Raw genomic sequence first — 17,271 nt, forward strand, 5'->3', positions numbered from 1 at the left:
CTGAAAAGTTTATTCAATTTCCATCATTTATCCGTGTTGTTCAGCGCGAAATCGCGACGAATGATTGCTGCCTGTATAAAAGAGATAGTAATAAAGATCAAGTATAAATACAATGACCATCGCCAAAATCATCCCGGTCAAATCAAACGTAAATGTGTCGATTAAGTGACCGGTTCGCCCCGGAACAAAAGTCTGATGCCACTCGTCGAACATCGCATAGCAAAGTGAGATCGCCGGACCGCACAAATAGCAGAGCAAACGAGGCATGACTGTCGTCATAAATAAGTTAATAATCATGAAGGTTAAAAGACAGTATTCCGTTACATGACTTGCCTTGCGAAAAACAAACTCAAACAATGCATAAGGTTCGTCGGACGTAATACGTTCCCCGCCATAATTAAAATCGACATGCGGAAACGTTTCCGCCGTCCACTGAAAATGCGCCTTTAAGAACGGCTGCATATTCTGGTCAGCGTAAGGAGTCGATGATCCTTTATAGATCATGCCAATAATAAATAAGATAAGAATAAGCCAAAAAACGAATGCTTTAGGATTTTTAAACATCTTGTAAACCCCCATCAAAAGAATCTCTATCCTAGATCTGTCCGAACATTCCATTGTAAAGATCACAAAACAATTTCTTAATTATTTCTCAATTATAGCGCAATGACTTAGACATTTTATAGGTGTATTTTCCCCGTCTGCTGTTTAATCAAATTAGTTCATTCGTCAGAATAATTAAAATTATGTCCGTACTGCTGAATCACCTTGTAAAAAAACGTGCATAATTCATGGCCAATTTGTGCAAATTAATAAGTGATTCAAACATTGAAAGGAGTTATCTCTATGAATAAAGAGCAGGAATTCAACCGCCAATTTAAGGCGAGGGAAAATACAGGTGAACATCGCAATGGACGGCTCGCCCAGCAAAAAAATCACGCCAATGGGAACAAACATGCACCGAATGAATTCACCAGCGAACATAAGAGTGAGAACCGTTGATCACGAATCTCCTAGCGAGAAGCCCTGACATAATAGGCTTCTCGATTTTTTTGAGGAACCATTCCGCCTCCGGTTGCCCAAAAAAGGTGTATCGCATTGGCCATTTTATCCGTCAAATGATGATTTTCTAAGTATCTCTTGCCCAACCCATTGTTTAGAAGCATTTGTGGGCCGACTAGACCTGCGGCAGCCGACGGTTCGATCCAATGATTTTCCTTATCCTTAAGTGCTTTTAGATAGTAGAAAAGGCGATCGTCATCCACGGTAAGACAACCCGAAATCAAATGACCGGCTGCCTTGCCTGCGAACGCCGATGGGCGCGGAACAGCCAATCCATCAGCAGCTGTGTGATTATCAAGTCCGAAATCGCGTACGGATACTTGGTCGTCTAATCCCGTCAAAAGGCCGAGTAAAAAGCATGGCGCATGGGTCGGTTCAACAAAAAAGGCATGAACATGCACGCCGAATGCCTGTTTTAATCCAAAGGTTACACCGGCCGGTCCCCCGCCGACACCGCACGGCAAATAGACAAACAGCGGATGATCGGCATCTACTGAGATACCTTCTTCCTGGAATTGTGTCTTCAAACGGTTACCCGCGGTAGCATAACCGACAAACAGATCCTTTGAATTTTCATCATCAACGAAATGGCAGTGCGGATCTAGAGCCGCCTGCTTGCGCCCCTCTGTAATCGCCACACTGTAGTCTGCCGCATATTCTTTAACAAAAGCTCCTTTTTCGCGGAGCAGCGCTTTTTTCCATGTGCTTGCATCCGCCGACATGTGTACGGTTGTCTGAAATCCAAGCGTTGCACCAACAATGCCAATGCTGAGACCCAAGTTGCCTGTTGAACCGACAGCGATTGAATAGCGTGAGAAAAATTGCTTGAACGAATCGTTCGTAAGTATGGCGTAATCATCGGACTCCTTGAGCAAATTGGCGCTGATTGCCAATTGTTCCGCGGTCTTGAGTACCTCATAAATCCCGCCACGCGCCTTAATTGATCCGGAAATCGGCAGCTCACTGTCCGCCTTCATTATTAATCGACCGGGAATTCGTGTGCCTACTTCTTTTCCCAAATAAGCCTGTAATTCAGCTGTTGTATAAATCGGTGATTCAATCAAGCCGCCCGCTTGCCCGGTTTCCGGGAAAACTGACGCCAAGTACGGAGCAAAGCGGTGCAGCCGCGCTTCCGCATCAGTCACATCACTAGAGGTAACCATCCTCGCATCACGTTCCCCATAACGTGGATTCAGCCACAGCACTTCATTTTTATCTCTTATCTTTATCACTGTCGGTTCCGCGTGCTCCCACTCCGCCAATGTTTTGCCGCCAATACATTTGTCCATCGGTCTCCTCCTTAACGTGCGTTTTCTTCAAGGGCTTTCTGCTGTTCCAAAGTATCCAGCATATCAAAAATCAAATGAAAATTTGAATACCGTTGCACAGAATGTGCGCCCCTCTCAATAAAATCCCAGGTGCCATCAATTGATCCTTGAACAGCAAAAGGCTGATCATGGAAAAAATGATAAAAATGATCCGGCTGATCACGGCAGGCACGTTCAAATGCACGCGATTGATTAATTTTTTCTTCAATAGTCATATTACGATTATTATGCATGACATGATCCAAGTTGCAAGAGAAATAGAAGATAAAATAGTAGATTCCATTCATAATGACGTCTGCCGAACACATGGTCCGCAATTCAGATGCCTTTATTTTATTCCTTTTTTGTATGTACTGTTGAATACCGGGATTGGCAACAACAATTCCCGACTCACGGTAAACCGGATCACGCCCGACCGATGCGTTCACCTCAATGTTTCGATCGTCAACGAAAACCCCGTCCGTGTCCGTCAACTGTATCACCGCAAGAATCTCCTGCTTGCGGTATTTCGTTTCATTCATTATTTTTCGAACCTGATCCGTGACTCGGGTCTTTACATTTTTTCGCACGCCGGGTCTTGTGAACATATCGCCACGGGTAATATGAACATATACACTGTACTTGCTCGGCACATAGTTACGGATCGCTGCAATTGTCCGTTCGTCCGACACACCTTCCACAATAAACACAATGGCCTTTTTTTCAGCCATGACTCCATTCACCCGCCTCATCGAATGCTTCCATAATATCGTAGCGATCCGTTGGCTGATAAACTTCTTCTCCAGCATGACCAAGCTGAATCGCACGAATATAGACATCACGAATATTTGAGCTGTCCCGTATTCCTTTCAGTACAATATAGCGATTTTCGGGATTGGCAGATGTAAATGCCAAATTTTCTCTTTCAAGAACCTCGAGAAGGCGTAAGTTGTGCGAGGTGAACAGGAGTTGCCCCTTGCCGCCGTTATTCAAAATTTTCACAATCTCGCCAAGTAAAAATTCGTAGATACCGGCATCAAGTTCATCAATCACAATGCATGCATTTTCATCGTTATACATCACAATAAGCGAGCTCAGCACCGTCAGCAGTTTTTTGATGCCATCACTTTCACAAGCGATCGGAAGCGAGCGACCTTCACGCTTTGCTACCAACTCAACACGTACACCGTTTCTGCCGTCATGCAGCAGCTCGCCTCCCAGATTTTTTGCTTCCACAGTCAGACCGGGGACAACCTCTTTCAATACCTTGCTGATCGCTGTGAACATTGTGTGGAGAATTTCAAACGTTTCCATATCCATTCTTTTGGGTGCATCAATTGGAAAATTGATGACCCCATAGCCCTGCTCATTGGGATTCAAAGTCGTATTTCTGCAATGAATCGGTATCGACAGGTTGGCAAGCGACATTCCCGATTCATGATTGCTCAGCACAAACAATCGTCCGGCAAAGATATTTTTGAGTACCTGAAGCAGCGTGAACGGTTCCTGATCAAGAGTCCTTTCAAGCAGATCAAAGCCTTCCTGACGAAAGAAAACAGAGGTACGCTGCTGATAAGCCAACTCAGAGTTGACCTTGAATGCGACCACTAAATTTTCTTTTCTCGATTTTATTTTCGACGCAACCGTATTCGGGGCAAGCTTCTCCTCCCCATCTTTTCGAGTAAAAGCGACCATCGTTTTATAGCGAGCGCCTTTGACCAATTCCTTATAGCGAATTTCTTCATGCGACAAATACACCGGATCAGGACCGCGATCATTTGCCAGATTTACCGCATCATCCGCATCCAGATCCTGCTTTGTCAGTGCCACATCATAGACAGCTTCGTAGCATTGACGCTCCACACAAATCAAAAAGGTGAAAACGAAGCGCACCGTATCGCTCCGCTGATAGATCAGACGATCAACGCCCGGATCAAGCGGCTGCCCGCAGAGCAGTGCACGAAGCACCTCAAACACAGACACAACCGCCGTTTTTCCCGAACCGTTTTGCCCATACAAACCGAGCACATCCGCACGCTTCATTGAACGGTTTTTGGAACAAGGAAAATACAATTTGCCTTGAACAACGTTTTTGCAATTATGTATTTCCACACTTGAGACGCGTACTTTTAGATTCATGAATAGTACTCCTTCAAGGACATTTTCGTAACGATAACATAAAACAAATCCTCACAATAAGTATTCTGGGAAAAGGTGGATTGTATACATGAATTTCGCCGTGCATTTGTCGCTAGCACTTTAAAGTAGATAATGCGCAACACCTGCCACAAATTACGTTTGATGAATTCAATTGACTCATGAGTTGCTCACGATTGGAGCGTATTGGCGCGATAGTATCATCTACTATGACTGATATCCAATGGAATTCAATCAATCCACGCACTCTCAAGGAGTGCGATTGGATTGGCAAGCGGAGCTTTAATGCTGTTTGGCGATTTCAATCCACGCACTCTCAAGGAGTGCGATCCACCATCTTGGCCGCCCTCGTATACCCGATACATTTCAATCCACGCACTCTCAAGGAGTGCGATTCGTTCAGACTTTCATACCAAGACGGATATTTTCGATTTCAATCCACGCACTCTCAAGGAGTGCGATTCGGTCCGTTCCCAGCAGTTTGATGTAATTCATATTTCAATCCACGCACTCTCAAGGAGTGCGATCTGCTCTGGACGGATCTCATGGATCATGTGCGGATTTCAATCCACGCACTCTCAAGGAGTGCGATTCAGCTCCTCACTGCCCTGGAGCACCGACTTTGATTTCAATCCACGCACTCTCAAGGAGTGCGATCCAGGTTGACTGGTCCATAACTGCAGACACAGACATTTCAATCCACGCACTCTCAAGGAGTGCGATTCCAAAAACTAAACATAGCTGATATAAATATGCAATTTCAATCCACGCACTCTCAAGGAGTGCGATTGCAAGGACAACCAGGGTTAAATGATCCCTTTGCATTTCAATCCACGCACTCTCAAGGAGTGCGATCAAACAGTATTTCTTGTTGTAGTAATGCCCTCTTATTTCAATCCACGCACTCTCAAGGAGTGCGATCTAGTGCTGTATGAGTTTTCTCTTGACTAATTTATTTCAATCCACGCACTCTCAAGGAGTGCGATGTATCTTCATCAAAGTTGATACGTTTAATGACAATTTCAATCCACGCACTCTCAAGGAGTGCGATTTTTACATTCGTAAGCTGTCTTGCCATATGTTTTTATTTCAATCCACGCACTCTCAAGGAGTGCGATTTTAAAGCCAATGACGATGGCTCTATGTTTGATATTTCAATCCACGCACTCTCAAGGAGTGCGATAAATATACTTTTGCAAGCACTGATGATCAAAAGATTTCAATCCACGCACTCTCAAGGAGTGCGATCTTTCTTCGACTTGATCAGCGTTAATCCCAGGCTCATTTCAATCCACGCACTCTCAAGGAGTGCGATAATCAAAGTATTGATCCTAGTTCTAAATTATATAATTTCAATCCACGCACTCTCAAGGAGTGCGATATTCATCTGAAGCGCAGCCAAAAACGCCGATTAAAATTTCAATCCACGCACTCTCAAGGAGTGCGATTTTCTCTTTCGGGGCAGGGTTGCCGCGAATATGAATTTCAATCCACGCACTCTCAAGGAGTGCGATAATGATTAATTTATACACTGGTACTGTAGGTAGCATTTCAATCCACGCACTCTCAAGGAGTGCGATTATTCTGCGTGCCATTGGTGCTAAGTCTCTTACTTATTTCAATCCACGCACTCTCAAGGAGTGCGATTACCGAATTCGAGGAGACCGGTGGCTGCACTCGGATTTCAATCCACGCACTCTCAAGGAGTGCGATAAGTGTGGTGTTTAGTGATGGTTTCCATAGAGTTATTTCAATCCACGCACTCTCAAGGAGTGCGATTTCTTCTGTCTTCATAATGTTTCATCTCCTCTGCTATTTCAATCCACGCACTCTCAAGGAGTGCGATGGTAATAATACCAGCGTGCAAACATCTTCAATCTTATTTCAATCCACGCACTCTCAAGGAGTGCGATCAGTATTTTTGCAAGTTAGAGAAGACAAAAACGAAATTTCAATCCACGCACTCTCAAGGAGTGCGATTAAAATGTTTCTTGATAATTTAGTTAATGATGTAATTTCAATCCACGCACTCTCAAGGAGTGCGATTAATACGGAAATCCTGCCATGTTTTCGCCAGTTTATTTCAATCCACGCACTCTCAAGGAGTGCGATTGAATGCTTGTTCAGATATTTCTTCTAATAAAATCATTTCAATCCACGCACTCTCAAGGAGTGCGATTGAATTAAAAATTATTTCAAGTTCTCAGTGTTATATTTCAATCCACGCACTCTCAAGGAGTGCGATCCAGACACGACCCAAAGATACGCAACGGTTACGGAAATTTCAATCCACGCACTCTCAAGGAGTGCGATCTCAACTGTATTCATTTGTATTCCCCCTAGAGTGGATTTCAATCCACGCACTCTCAAGGAGTGCGATTCATTTAGCGGCGAGGATGTATTATGCCAATATTATTTCAATCCACGCACTCTCAAGGAGTGCGATCCAATTGGCAGTTACGTTGATCTGCCTACGAAAATTTCAATCCACGCACTCTCAAGGAGTGCGATGGGCATGTTGTTAAATCTACAGGTTATTTTCATATTTCAATCCACGCACTCTCAAGGAGTGCGATTTGGATGCTATCTAACACATGCCGACTAAGCACAATTTCAATCCACGCACTCTCAAGGAGTGCGATTACATATATGCACAGTATCAATGAGATTTATCAATTTCAATCCACGCACTCTCAAGGAGTGCGATATTATTCGGATATAATCAATACACATCATTCAAAATTTCAATCCACGCACTCTCAAGGAGTGCGATGATCGTTGGAAAAGTGGATTGTATGATTATGATGAATTTCAATCCACGCACTCTCAAGGAGTGCGATTGTAACACTATTTTGAGAGAGAATATCTTCTATTATTTCAATCCACGCACTCTCAAGGAGTGCGATTGTAGCGTTAATGTCTTGAATAAACGCATTTACAATTTCAATCCACGCACTCTCAAGGAGTGCGATTTTCAGCTATTGTTAATGGGATTTTTGGTAAACAATTTCAATCCACGCACTCTCAAGGAGTGCGATTATTGTAGATAAGGTTGATTCGCATAAACTTAATATTTCAATCCACGCACTCTCAAGGAGTGCGATCATCATACCTATAAGATACACGTTGTCCATTCCATATTTCAATCCACGCACTCTCAAGGAGTGCGATCATCTAAACTTGCCGATATAAATTGGATTTTTAAATTTCAATCCACGCACTCTCAAGGAGTGCGATGTTCGCATTTTAATCCCTCCATTTAGATGATGATATTTCAATCCACGCACTCTCAAGGAGTGCGATGTGAAGCGATCACATCTGCATACACAACGACTGACATTTCAATCCACGCACTCTCAAGGAGTGCGATTTAAACGCAGATTGCCAACATGGGGAGCCAGATCAATTTCAATCCACGCACTCTCAAGGAGTGCGATAGCACGAAGCCGACTTTATCCAAGTTATGGTATGATTTCAATCCACGCACTCTCAAGGAGTGCGATGGGTCCTGACAAAGTAGCCACAGCTGTCGAAAAAGATTTCAATCCACGCACTCTCAAGGAGTGCGATGCTTCAAGTTGTGTTAGTTTATCGATCGTTTTTTTATTTCAATCCACGCACTCTCAAGGAGTGCGATTGGCTATGGGATAAAAGTATAGGTGCAGTAATCGATTTCAATCCACGCACTCTCAAGGAGTGCGATGATCGTGTACTATCCGCTGATGCCAACGATGCCCTATTTCAATCCACGCACTCTCAAGGAGTGCGATTGAAATGTTTTTATCGATCAAATACGAGACATATATTTCAATCCACGCACTCTCAAGGAGTGCGATGTCGCCATTGCTCCCAAACGGCCCCTGGTACCGGATTTCAATCCACGCACTCTCAAGGAGTGCGATGCAAAACAATTGCTTTAAACGCCGCGCCTTATGATTTCAATCCACGCACTCTCAAGGAGTGCGATAGATTACCTATAGCATCATATCCGGCAATAATGGATTTCAATCCACGCACTCTCAAGGAGTGCGATATTCAGCTGCCAAGCAAGCGCAAACTCTACTATGTATTTCAATCCACGCACTCTCAAGGAGTGCGATTATGACGAGTTAGGCGTTTTGAGCACGGATGATGTCATTTCAATCCACGCACTCTCAAGGAGTGCGATGGGAAGGCACTCGACAATTGGTACAAGGCGGTTAAAATTTCAATCCACGCACTCTCAAGGAGTGCGATTCCTACATCGAGCGATTGCTTAAATGCAAGGACAAATTTCAATCCACGCACTCTCAAGGAGTGCGATCAGCGGATTAATCAGCGGTTTTGATGGATTAAAGATTTCAATCCACGCACTCTCAAGGAGTGCGATGCTATCTTACCGAGTATGACCGGCTGCTGAAGCTATTTCAATCCACGCACTCTCAAGGAGTGCGATTCAACTAGCTGGCAACGATATATGCTCACAATGATTTCAATCCACGCACTCTCAAGGAGTGCGATAGGCAATCGATAAATTTTTGCCCGGCGTGTACGAGATTTCAATCCACGCACTCTCAAGGAGTGCGATTAATAAGTTTCGCTATTATTGGCTACTCAAGGGATTTCAATCCACGCACTCTCAAGGAGTGCGATTCCATTTCTTAGTTGTCTGATCCATGCCGTAGTAATTTCAATCCACGCACTCTCAAGGAGTGCGATGAGTCGCTTGGCAGAGCGGCTTATTTTATTTTTCTATTTCAATCCACGCACTCTCAAGGAGTGCGATCAAAGCAAAACTCGAAGCACACTTGATTGATTTATTTCAATCCACGCACTCTCAAGGAGTGCGATTAATAGCCCATCTTACGCCGCCCCAATACATTTATTTCAATCCACGCACTCTCAAGGAGTGCGATTAGACGAGCCTCAGGAACGATCGCGACGAAAACGAATTTCAATCCACGCACTCTCAAGGAGTGCGATATTATAGTTTAATTATTGAATTACTAACACTCATATTTCAATCCACGCACTCTCAAGGAGTGCGATACTTAACACACCTGCTGATGAATTAAGTAATTTTATTTCAATCCACGCACTCTCAAGGAGTGCGATTTCTTTGCTTGATTTAGCCATTACGATATATTGTTATTTCAATCCACGCACTCTCAAGGAGTGCGATTAAAGATGATCCGGATTATTTCCAACAGAAAACGATTTCAATCCACGCACTCTCAAGGAGTGCGATACGACCGGATGAACACCATGTATTCCGGTTGATGATTTCAATCCACGCACTCTCAAGGAGTGCGATGTTCAGTCATAAAAGAGAGAGTTCCTGACTTCGTTATTTCAATCCACGCACTCTCAAGGAGTGCGATGCGGCGAGGGCTATGTATTAAGCGGATGGTATACGATTTCAATCCACGCACTCTCAAGGAGTGCGATTAGTGTCTGACAGCTTCTTTAAATTGCACTTCCGATTTCAATCCACGCACTCTCAAGGAGTGCGATTATGCTCCCTAATTTCACGCTTTGTAACGTTTGGATTTCAATCCACGCACTCTCAAGGAGTGCGATGTGTTTCTGTGCGCATCAAAATCCCTCCCATTAAATATTTCAATCCACGCACTCTCAAGGAGTGCGATTCCGCTCTTTTTCAGAAGTTCAGCGGCATCATCTATTTCAATCCACGCACTCTCAAGGAGTGCGATACACGTTCCGAATAGGCGGTGATATTCGTTATGGAATTTCAATCCACGCACTCTCAAGGAGTGCGATCTCAATAAAAATACAGACTGACAAGTTCTATAAAATTTCAATCCACGCACTCTCAAGGAGTGCGATGTTCATTGCCGCCGCTCCTTCTCTTGTGTTACAATATTTCAATCCACGCACTCTCAAGGAGTGCGATGTCAAGAAACAACCGAACCAGAAAGTATGTAGTATTTCAATCCACGCACTCTCAAGGAGTGCGATTCTGAATTTATCCGGTGGGTTAAGGTTCACATTTTATTTCAATCCACGCACTCTCAAGGAGTGCGATATTTTCCAAATTTTGTTCTTGGTTTTCCTAATCCATTTCAATCCACGCACTCTCAAGGAGTGCGATATGATGCAGGTATCACGCCGAATGCTGATGGCAAATTTCAATCCACGCACTCTCAAGGAGTGCGATGATGTCTCTAAACCCTTTATTTACAAGGGATTAATTTCAATCCACGCACTCTCAAGGAGTGCGATCCTACTGTCCTTTCTTATTGCGTATCTGGGTCGATTTCAATCCACGCACTCTCAAGGAGTGCGATAATTTAATTAGAGATTCACAAACTAACATTTATGATTTCAATCCACGCACTCTCAAGGAGTGCGATTATAGAGGGTGATTTCATTAATACATATTGCTAAAATTTCAATCCACGCACTCTCAAGGAGTGCGATATAAACACAACGGAATAAATAATAAAAAGACTAATTTCAATCCACGCACTCTCAAGGAGTGCGATCATGAAGAATATTCAACCTTTGGTTAGTCGGTATATTTCAATCCACGCACTCTCAAGGAGTGCGATTAATATGCCAAAACAACGGTCAAAACTACAATGGATTTCAATCCACGCACTCTCAAGGAGTGCGATGGTTGGGTGATGATTATCAGCCCCGAAAAAAGATGATTTCAATCCACGCACTCTCAAGGAGTGCGATTTTTCAGGGTTCCGCCAATCGCTGCATTGTGGCTATTTCAATCCACGCACTCTCAAGGAGTGCGATCATTGTCTTTTTATAGTAAGGATCGAATTGTAAATTTCAATCCACGCACTCTCAAGGAGTGCGATGGCTGCCGATAAACACAACAACATGGCGACCAATATTTCAATCCACGCACTCTCAAGGAGTGCGATTTTTGCCAGTACGGACGTTTTGAGGTGATAAAAATATTTCAATCCACGCACTCTCAAGGAGTGCGATACCTTGGTTTCACTGCAGGACTTGATATATCAGATTTCAATCCACGCACTCTCAAGGAGTGCGATTTGACGCAGCCGTTAACGCCGCCATCCAAAAAGATTTCAATCCACGCACTCTCAAGGAGTGCGATAAGCATTGCCTTTGTTGCTCTGGATCTGATAAGTCATTTCAATCCACGCACTCTCAAGGAGTGCGATTGACAGCGAACGCGGCACCAAGCACGCAACGGACATTTCAATCCACGCACTCTCAAGGAGTGCGATGCGTTGGCGCCATGAAGCGCATGGACTTTGGCGGATTTCAATCCACGCACTCTCAAGGAGTGCGATGCTTTCGTATTGGTGTCATTCTTTGGGATCAGTAATTTCAATCCACGCACTCTCAAGGAGTGCGATATTCGCGGTTGCGGAAACGTTGGCGATGCTGGTCTATTTCAATCCACGCACTCTCAAGGAGTGCGATGTGTTGCAAACCGTTCAGGGTGTTCTTCCCGAAGCAATTTCAATCCACGCACTCTCAAGGAGTGCGATTTCAGCTGCCTTCGAAGCGCAAGCTCTACTACGTATTTCAATCCACGCACTCTCAAGGAGTGCGATATAATTGAAGCATCAATAACAACAACTATTTTTTATTTCAATCCACGCACTCTCAAGGAGTGCGATACGTTTGAATCAAAACTATTTGATAAGGGATCAATTTCAATCCACGCACTCTCAAGGAGTGCGATGTATAGTTTATATGCGTGAATACATAATCGGAGATTTCAATCCACGCACTCTCAAGGAGTGCGATTTAAATACGAAAAAATGATTGCTACTATGATTGATATTTCAATCCACGCACTCTCAAGGAGTGCGATTTAATATGTCAAAACAACAGTCAAAACTTAAATGGATTTCAATCCACGCACTCTCAAGGAGTGCGATGATGATGAGAAGATCTCCGGAGCTTTAGCCGTTATTTCAATCCACGCACTCTCAAGGAGTGCGATAATGAAAAGGACAAGCTTGTGATCAATAAGGATATTTCAATCCACGCACTCTCAAGGAGTGCGATGTTGTGACCACAAGCGGGCTAAAAGATTGGCGAAGATTTCAATCCACGCACTCTCAAGGAGTGCGATTTAGCACTATCTGCCGCGAACTCACTGGCTAGTATTTCAATCCACGCACTCTCAAGGAGTGCGATGGGAGATGCGGCAGTATCTGGGCATCAAGCTTTTATTTCAATCCACGCACTCTCAAGGAGTGCGATCATTTTTCATGCGATGGAATAATGAAAGTAAAGGATTTCAATCCACGCACTCTCAAGGAGTGCGATTAGGTCACAACAGATAATATCAGGAGAATACGTCTATTTCAATCCACGCACTCTCAAGGAGTGCGATCCGAAAGGTCAATTATATTTCATTAATAAATTCAAATTTCAATCCACGCACTCTCAAGGAGTGCGATAAATATCTGGGGGAGTGTACATGCAACGAGATGAATTTCAATCCACGCACTCTCAAGGAGTGCGATAATTTGGCGAGATGAATTGTGACATCTATAAGCAAATTTCAATCCACGCACTCTCAAGGAGTGCGATTGTAAAAATATTCCTAATAATATTGCACAAATTATTTCAATCCACGCACTCTCAAGGAGTGCGATCTGATTTGATCCTCTAGGATATCCTCCTTCAACAATTTCAATCCACGCACTCTCAAGGAGTGCGATTTTTACTGAAAGATCAACAATTTGCATACTTTTAATTTCAATCCACGCACTCTCAAGGAGTGCGATTGGATGATTTTTGTACAACAGCATTTATTGAGAAAATTTCAATCCACGCACTCTCAAGGAGTGCGATTAGTAGGCATGGGGGTGTTTTACATCCATTTTATGGATTTCAATCCACGCACTCTCAAGGAGTGCGATTACTTCTTCATATGACAATGTTTTATTGGTGTATATTTCAATCCACGCACTCTCAAGGAGTGCGATCAATTAGCACTCAGTCTGTATCGGATATGATGGATTTCAATCCACGCACTCTCAAGGAGTGCGATGATGGTAATGAGATCATCTATGATGACAAAAACAATTTCAATCCACGCACTCTCAAGGAGTGCGATGTGGCTGCACTCGGGAATGTCCTATCTGTCATGCAATTTCAATCCACGCACTCTCAAGGAGTGCGATATTTTCCACAATAAACTCGTGGTACTTCTATTGTATTTCAATCCACGCACTCTCAAGGAGTGCGATCTCTACCTATCAATCTGTTTGGCATGATGCAATTTGATTTCAATCCACGCACTCTCAAGGAGTGCGATACTGCAGGCTTGGACGTGACCGCCAAAGTGCTGGATTTCAATCCACGCACTCTCAAGGAGTGCGATGCATTAGGTATTTTTAAGGTGTTAGAGCATAAATATTTCAATCCACGCACTCTCAAGGAGTGCGATGGCCTAAGCGTACGACTGTTGAGTACGCCGCAGGATATTTCAATCCACGCACTCTCAAGGAGTGCGATCAGTTCAGCCATTTAGTCGCGCTACTTGCCGAGAATTTCAATCCACGCACTCTCAAGGAGTGCGATGTATTGTTTTCTTTATGGTTTAGCTGCCACGTTAATTTCAATCCACGCACTCTCAAGGAGTGCGATTGTCATGTATATCACCTTCATCGTCATCATTCATATTTCAATCCACGCACTCTCAAGGAGTGCGATAATGTAATACGTTTATGGCTACAATCTGAGAAGATTTCAATCCACGCACTCTCAAGGAGTGCGATTTAATCTCCTCCTGTTTCTTCAAATCTGATTTAAATTTCAATCCACGCACTCTCAAGGAGTGCGATACGTGTTACCATTAGTATCAATAGCCACATAATATTTCAATCCACGCACTCTCAAGGAGTGCGATTTAGCTTAATGCTTTTGTGTTCGCTGATCTTGTCATTTCAATCCACGCACTCTCAAGGAGTGCGATCTTTTCTTTTTGCCTAAAATAGTCTGAATATTATATTTCAATCCACGCACTCTCAAGGAGTGCGATGTCTGCATATCGGCATATTATCACTTGATTGATAATTTCAATCCACGCACTCTCAAGGAGTGCGATTCTTTTTCTATGCCCGCAGATAGCATAAGTTATCAATTTCAATCCACGCACTCTCAAGGAGTGCGATTTAAATTACCATTTAATGCATTTACATAATTACCGATTTCAATCCACGCACTCTCAAGGAGTGCGATCTAACACCTGTGCATCCGGTCGCTGCATGGATAATTTCAATCCACGCACTCTCAAGGAGTGCGATTTGGCTTGGCCGCTTACCACATCCAGCACAGCGTAATTTCAATCCACGCACTCTCAAGGAGTGCGATTTCTGCCCATTGTCGCCGGTGTAGATGCTACTGGATTTCAATCCACGCACTCTCAAGGAGTGCGATAAGGTACGGTTGAGCCGGACATCTTCTGCATATGATTTCAATCCACGCACTCTCAAGGAGTGCGATTTTGTTGTGTTATTTTACTCTTATATATTTTAGGAATTTCAATCCACGCACTCTCAAGGAGTGCGATAAAGGAAGAGGGAGCAAACAATGAGAGCATACAATTTCAATCCACGCACTCTCAAGGAGTGCGATACTCTTCCGACCGGCATGGATCCGGCATCCGTACATTTCAATCCACGCACTCTCAAGGAGTGCGATGCTTACCGGATCCGGAAGATCATAAAAGTCTTTCGATTTCAATCCACGCACTCTCAAGGAGTGCGATGTATTTGACCTTGAAACGGGTAAGCCATTGCTAATTTCAATCCACGCACTCTCAAGGAGTGCGATTCCCTTATTGTAGCGATATAATAAGCAAACCTTGTATTTCAATCCACGCACTCTCAAGGAGTGCGATGTATGAAAAGATGGTTGACTATGAAGCTATAGCGATTTCAATCCACGCACTCTCAAGGAGTGCGATGCTGAACAATGAAAAGCTATAGCGTATTTGACCTTATTTCAATCCACGCACTCTCAAGGAGTGCGATTACTTGGTTCATGGAGTTAAAAAAGCTTGAAAAGGGATTTCAATCCACGCACTCTCAAGGAGTGCGATAGAGCATTTTTCGGATAGCCTTGGCACGGAACTAATTTCAATCCACGCACTCTCAAGGAGTGCGATTGGTAAAGAGGGTCAATGTATTGTCATAATCGATATTTCAATCCACGCACTCTCAAGGAGTGCGATGATTAGAATAGTTGATTACACTGGCATGACTTCAATTTCAATCCACGCACTCTCAAGGAGTGCGATGTATATGAGATAACAGATAGTGAGATAGGCAAGATTTCAATCCACGCACTCTCAAGGAGTGCGATGTTCTCATCGAAGCCAAATTAAGTATTTCCCTTGAATTTCAATCCACGCACTCTCAAGGAGTGCGATAATGAGTAATGTATGTATTATCACCAAATGTAATTTCAATCCACGCACTCTCAAGGAGTGCGATGTTACCCAGTTCCTTAACGTGCTATGTGATTGTCTATTTCAATCCACGCACTCTCAAGGAGTGCGATGGCAAAGCCATAATTGCAATGAAAATAAAATAAATATTTCAATCCACGCACTCTCAAGGAGTGCGATCTAGGGTAAAAGTAGTATAAATACACCATAACAGATTTCAATCCACGCACTCTCAAGGAGTGCGATAGCAGGTGTAAAGCCTGCTATACATACTAAAAATATTTCAATCCACGCACTCTCAAGGAGTGCGATGTATCCGACTATTCGTTTCGATAAGATCCTATCTATTTCAATCCACGCACTCTCAAGGAGTGCGATGCGCTTAACCAAGCCATTTAAAACTTTACCATTTATTTCAATCCACGCACTCTCAAGGAGTGCGATACCATCTTGTATTTTTGTAATCACTGTTAAAAGATTTCAATCCACGCACTCTCAAGGAGTGCGATTTGACTGATTGTAACCGATTTACTGCCATTAAAAATTTCAATCCACGCACTCTCAAGGAGTGCGATTTCTTCTTCTGTTTCTGATTTTGGTAAAACACCTTATTTCAATCCACGCACTCTCAAGGAGTGCGATCTTTCTGCAGGTTGTCAGTCTCGATTCCTTTTTCTATTTCAATCCACGCACTCTCAAGGAGTGCGATGATGCTTAGGTAGTTGGCATCGATCATGGCATCTTATTTCAATCCACGCACTCTCAAGGAGTGCGATTGTTCGATGTTTCCATCGATTACTTTTTCGATGGGATTTCAATCCACGCACTCTCAAGGAGTGCGATAGCGGAAACTAGCAATAATATGTTTAATATTTCCATATTATTGCTAATTTATGCCAATTAATTACATTTTATAACAAATATCTAGTTAGCAGTTAATTATATGGCCAACATTTTTACATTACAGTGGTGCGAAAGCTGAAGAGAAATTGTGTGCACACCATATCCGCACCTAGGTAGTAATTAGATGCCTCTATTGAAATTTAGAATAATAGGGGCCCCTCTAAATCCACCGTTTCTTTAGCCCCAAGATGTTCAACCCTATTTTTGTATTTATTTCCCATTTGGTAAAATCGAAGACTGTCCGCAGATTTATCGATTACCTCAGCTAATTCACTTTTTAGGCCAACGAATTGTGTCGAATCAATAATGCACTCGAACACTGAATTTTGAACACGTTGACCATATCTTTGACAAATTTTTGCTACCTTTCTCAGTCTTTTTTGCCCGGCACTTGTTACGGTACTGACATCATAGGTGATAAGGACAAGAATATTCAACACC

Annotated in this window: 6 protein-coding genes and 1 CRISPR repeat array; of the genes, 1 reads left to right on the forward strand and 5 read right to left on the reverse strand. The window is 43.3% G+C overall.

The window, feature by feature from the left end; genetic code table 11:
- Positions 1 to 27: 27 nt before the first annotated feature.
- On the reverse strand, positions 28 to 564 hold the full coding sequence (locus tag AC1MBV_RS04620; RefSeq protein ID WP_480947636.1) for a VanZ family protein: 537 nt from the start codon (positions 562 to 564) through the stop codon (positions 28 to 30).
- 282 nt (positions 565 to 846) lie between these two features.
- Here AC1MBV_RS04620 and AC1MBV_RS04625 point away from each other — a divergent pair, with 282 nt between their 5' ends.
- Complete coding sequence (locus tag AC1MBV_RS04625; RefSeq protein WP_480947637.1) at positions 847 to 1,002, forward strand: hypothetical protein; 156 nt, start codon at positions 847 to 849, stop codon at positions 1,000 to 1,002.
- 11 nt (positions 1,003 to 1,013) lie between these two features.
- Here AC1MBV_RS04625 and AC1MBV_RS04630 read toward each other — a convergent pair whose 3' ends face one another.
- From AC1MBV_RS04630 to cas2, 4 genes are all read right to left on the reverse strand, one after another.
- Complete coding sequence (locus AC1MBV_RS04630; protein ID WP_480947638.1) at positions 1,014 to 2,351, reverse strand: D-serine ammonia-lyase; 1,338 nt, start codon at positions 2,349 to 2,351, stop codon at positions 1,014 to 1,016.
- Positions 2,352 to 2,362: 11 nt separating this feature from the next.
- Entirely contained in the window at positions 2,363 to 3,100 is a 738-nt protein-coding gene (locus tag AC1MBV_RS04635) for a hypothetical protein (protein ID WP_255747530.1), read from the reverse strand.
- Positions 3,093 to 4,508 (reverse strand): AAA family ATPase, encoded by a 1,416-nt coding sequence (locus AC1MBV_RS04640; RefSeq protein WP_480947639.1) that lies wholly within the window; start codon positions 4,506 to 4,508, stop codon positions 3,093 to 3,095. Before AC1MBV_RS04640 ends, AC1MBV_RS04635 begins: the two co-directional genes overlap by 8 nt.
- A gap of 249 nt (positions 4,509 to 4,757) precedes the next feature.
- A CRISPR array of direct repeats spans positions 4,758 to 16,770; the repeat unit is 32 nt; unit sequence ATTTCAATCCACGCACTCTCAAGGAGTGCGAT.
- Between the two features lie 200 nt (positions 16,771 to 16,970).
- Positions 16,971 to 17,261 carry a CRISPR-associated endonuclease Cas2 gene (cas2, locus tag AC1MBV_RS04645; RefSeq protein ID WP_480948257.1) on the reverse strand — a complete coding sequence of 97 codons (291 nt, stop codon included), beginning with the start codon at positions 17,259 to 17,261 and terminating at the stop codon, positions 16,971 to 16,973.
- Between the last annotated feature and the right edge of the window lie 10 nt (positions 17,262 to 17,271).

It is taken from the genome of Sporolactobacillus sp. PKPK-6, from assembly GCF_056678885.1.

Excerpts from the sequence above, each read along its gene's own strand:
- AC1MBV_RS04635 (WP_255747530.1), bottom strand. The coding sequence starts at position 3,100 with ATGGCTGAAAAAAAGGCCATTGTGTTTATTGTGGAAGGTGTGTCGGAC.
- AC1MBV_RS04620 (WP_480947636.1), bottom strand. The coding sequence starts at position 564 with ATGTTTAAAAATCCTAAAGCATTCGTTTTTTGGCTTATTCTTATCTTA.
- AC1MBV_RS04640 (WP_480947639.1), bottom strand. The coding sequence starts at position 4,508 with ATGAATCTAAAAGTACGCGTCTCAAGTGTGGAAATACATAATTGCAAA.
- AC1MBV_RS04625 (WP_480947637.1), top strand. The coding sequence starts at position 847 with ATGAATAAAGAGCAGGAATTCAACCGCCAATTTAAGGCGAGGGAAAAT.
- AC1MBV_RS04630 (WP_480947638.1), bottom strand. The coding sequence starts at position 2,351 with ATGGACAAATGTATTGGCGGCAAAACATTGGCGGAGTGGGAGCACGCG.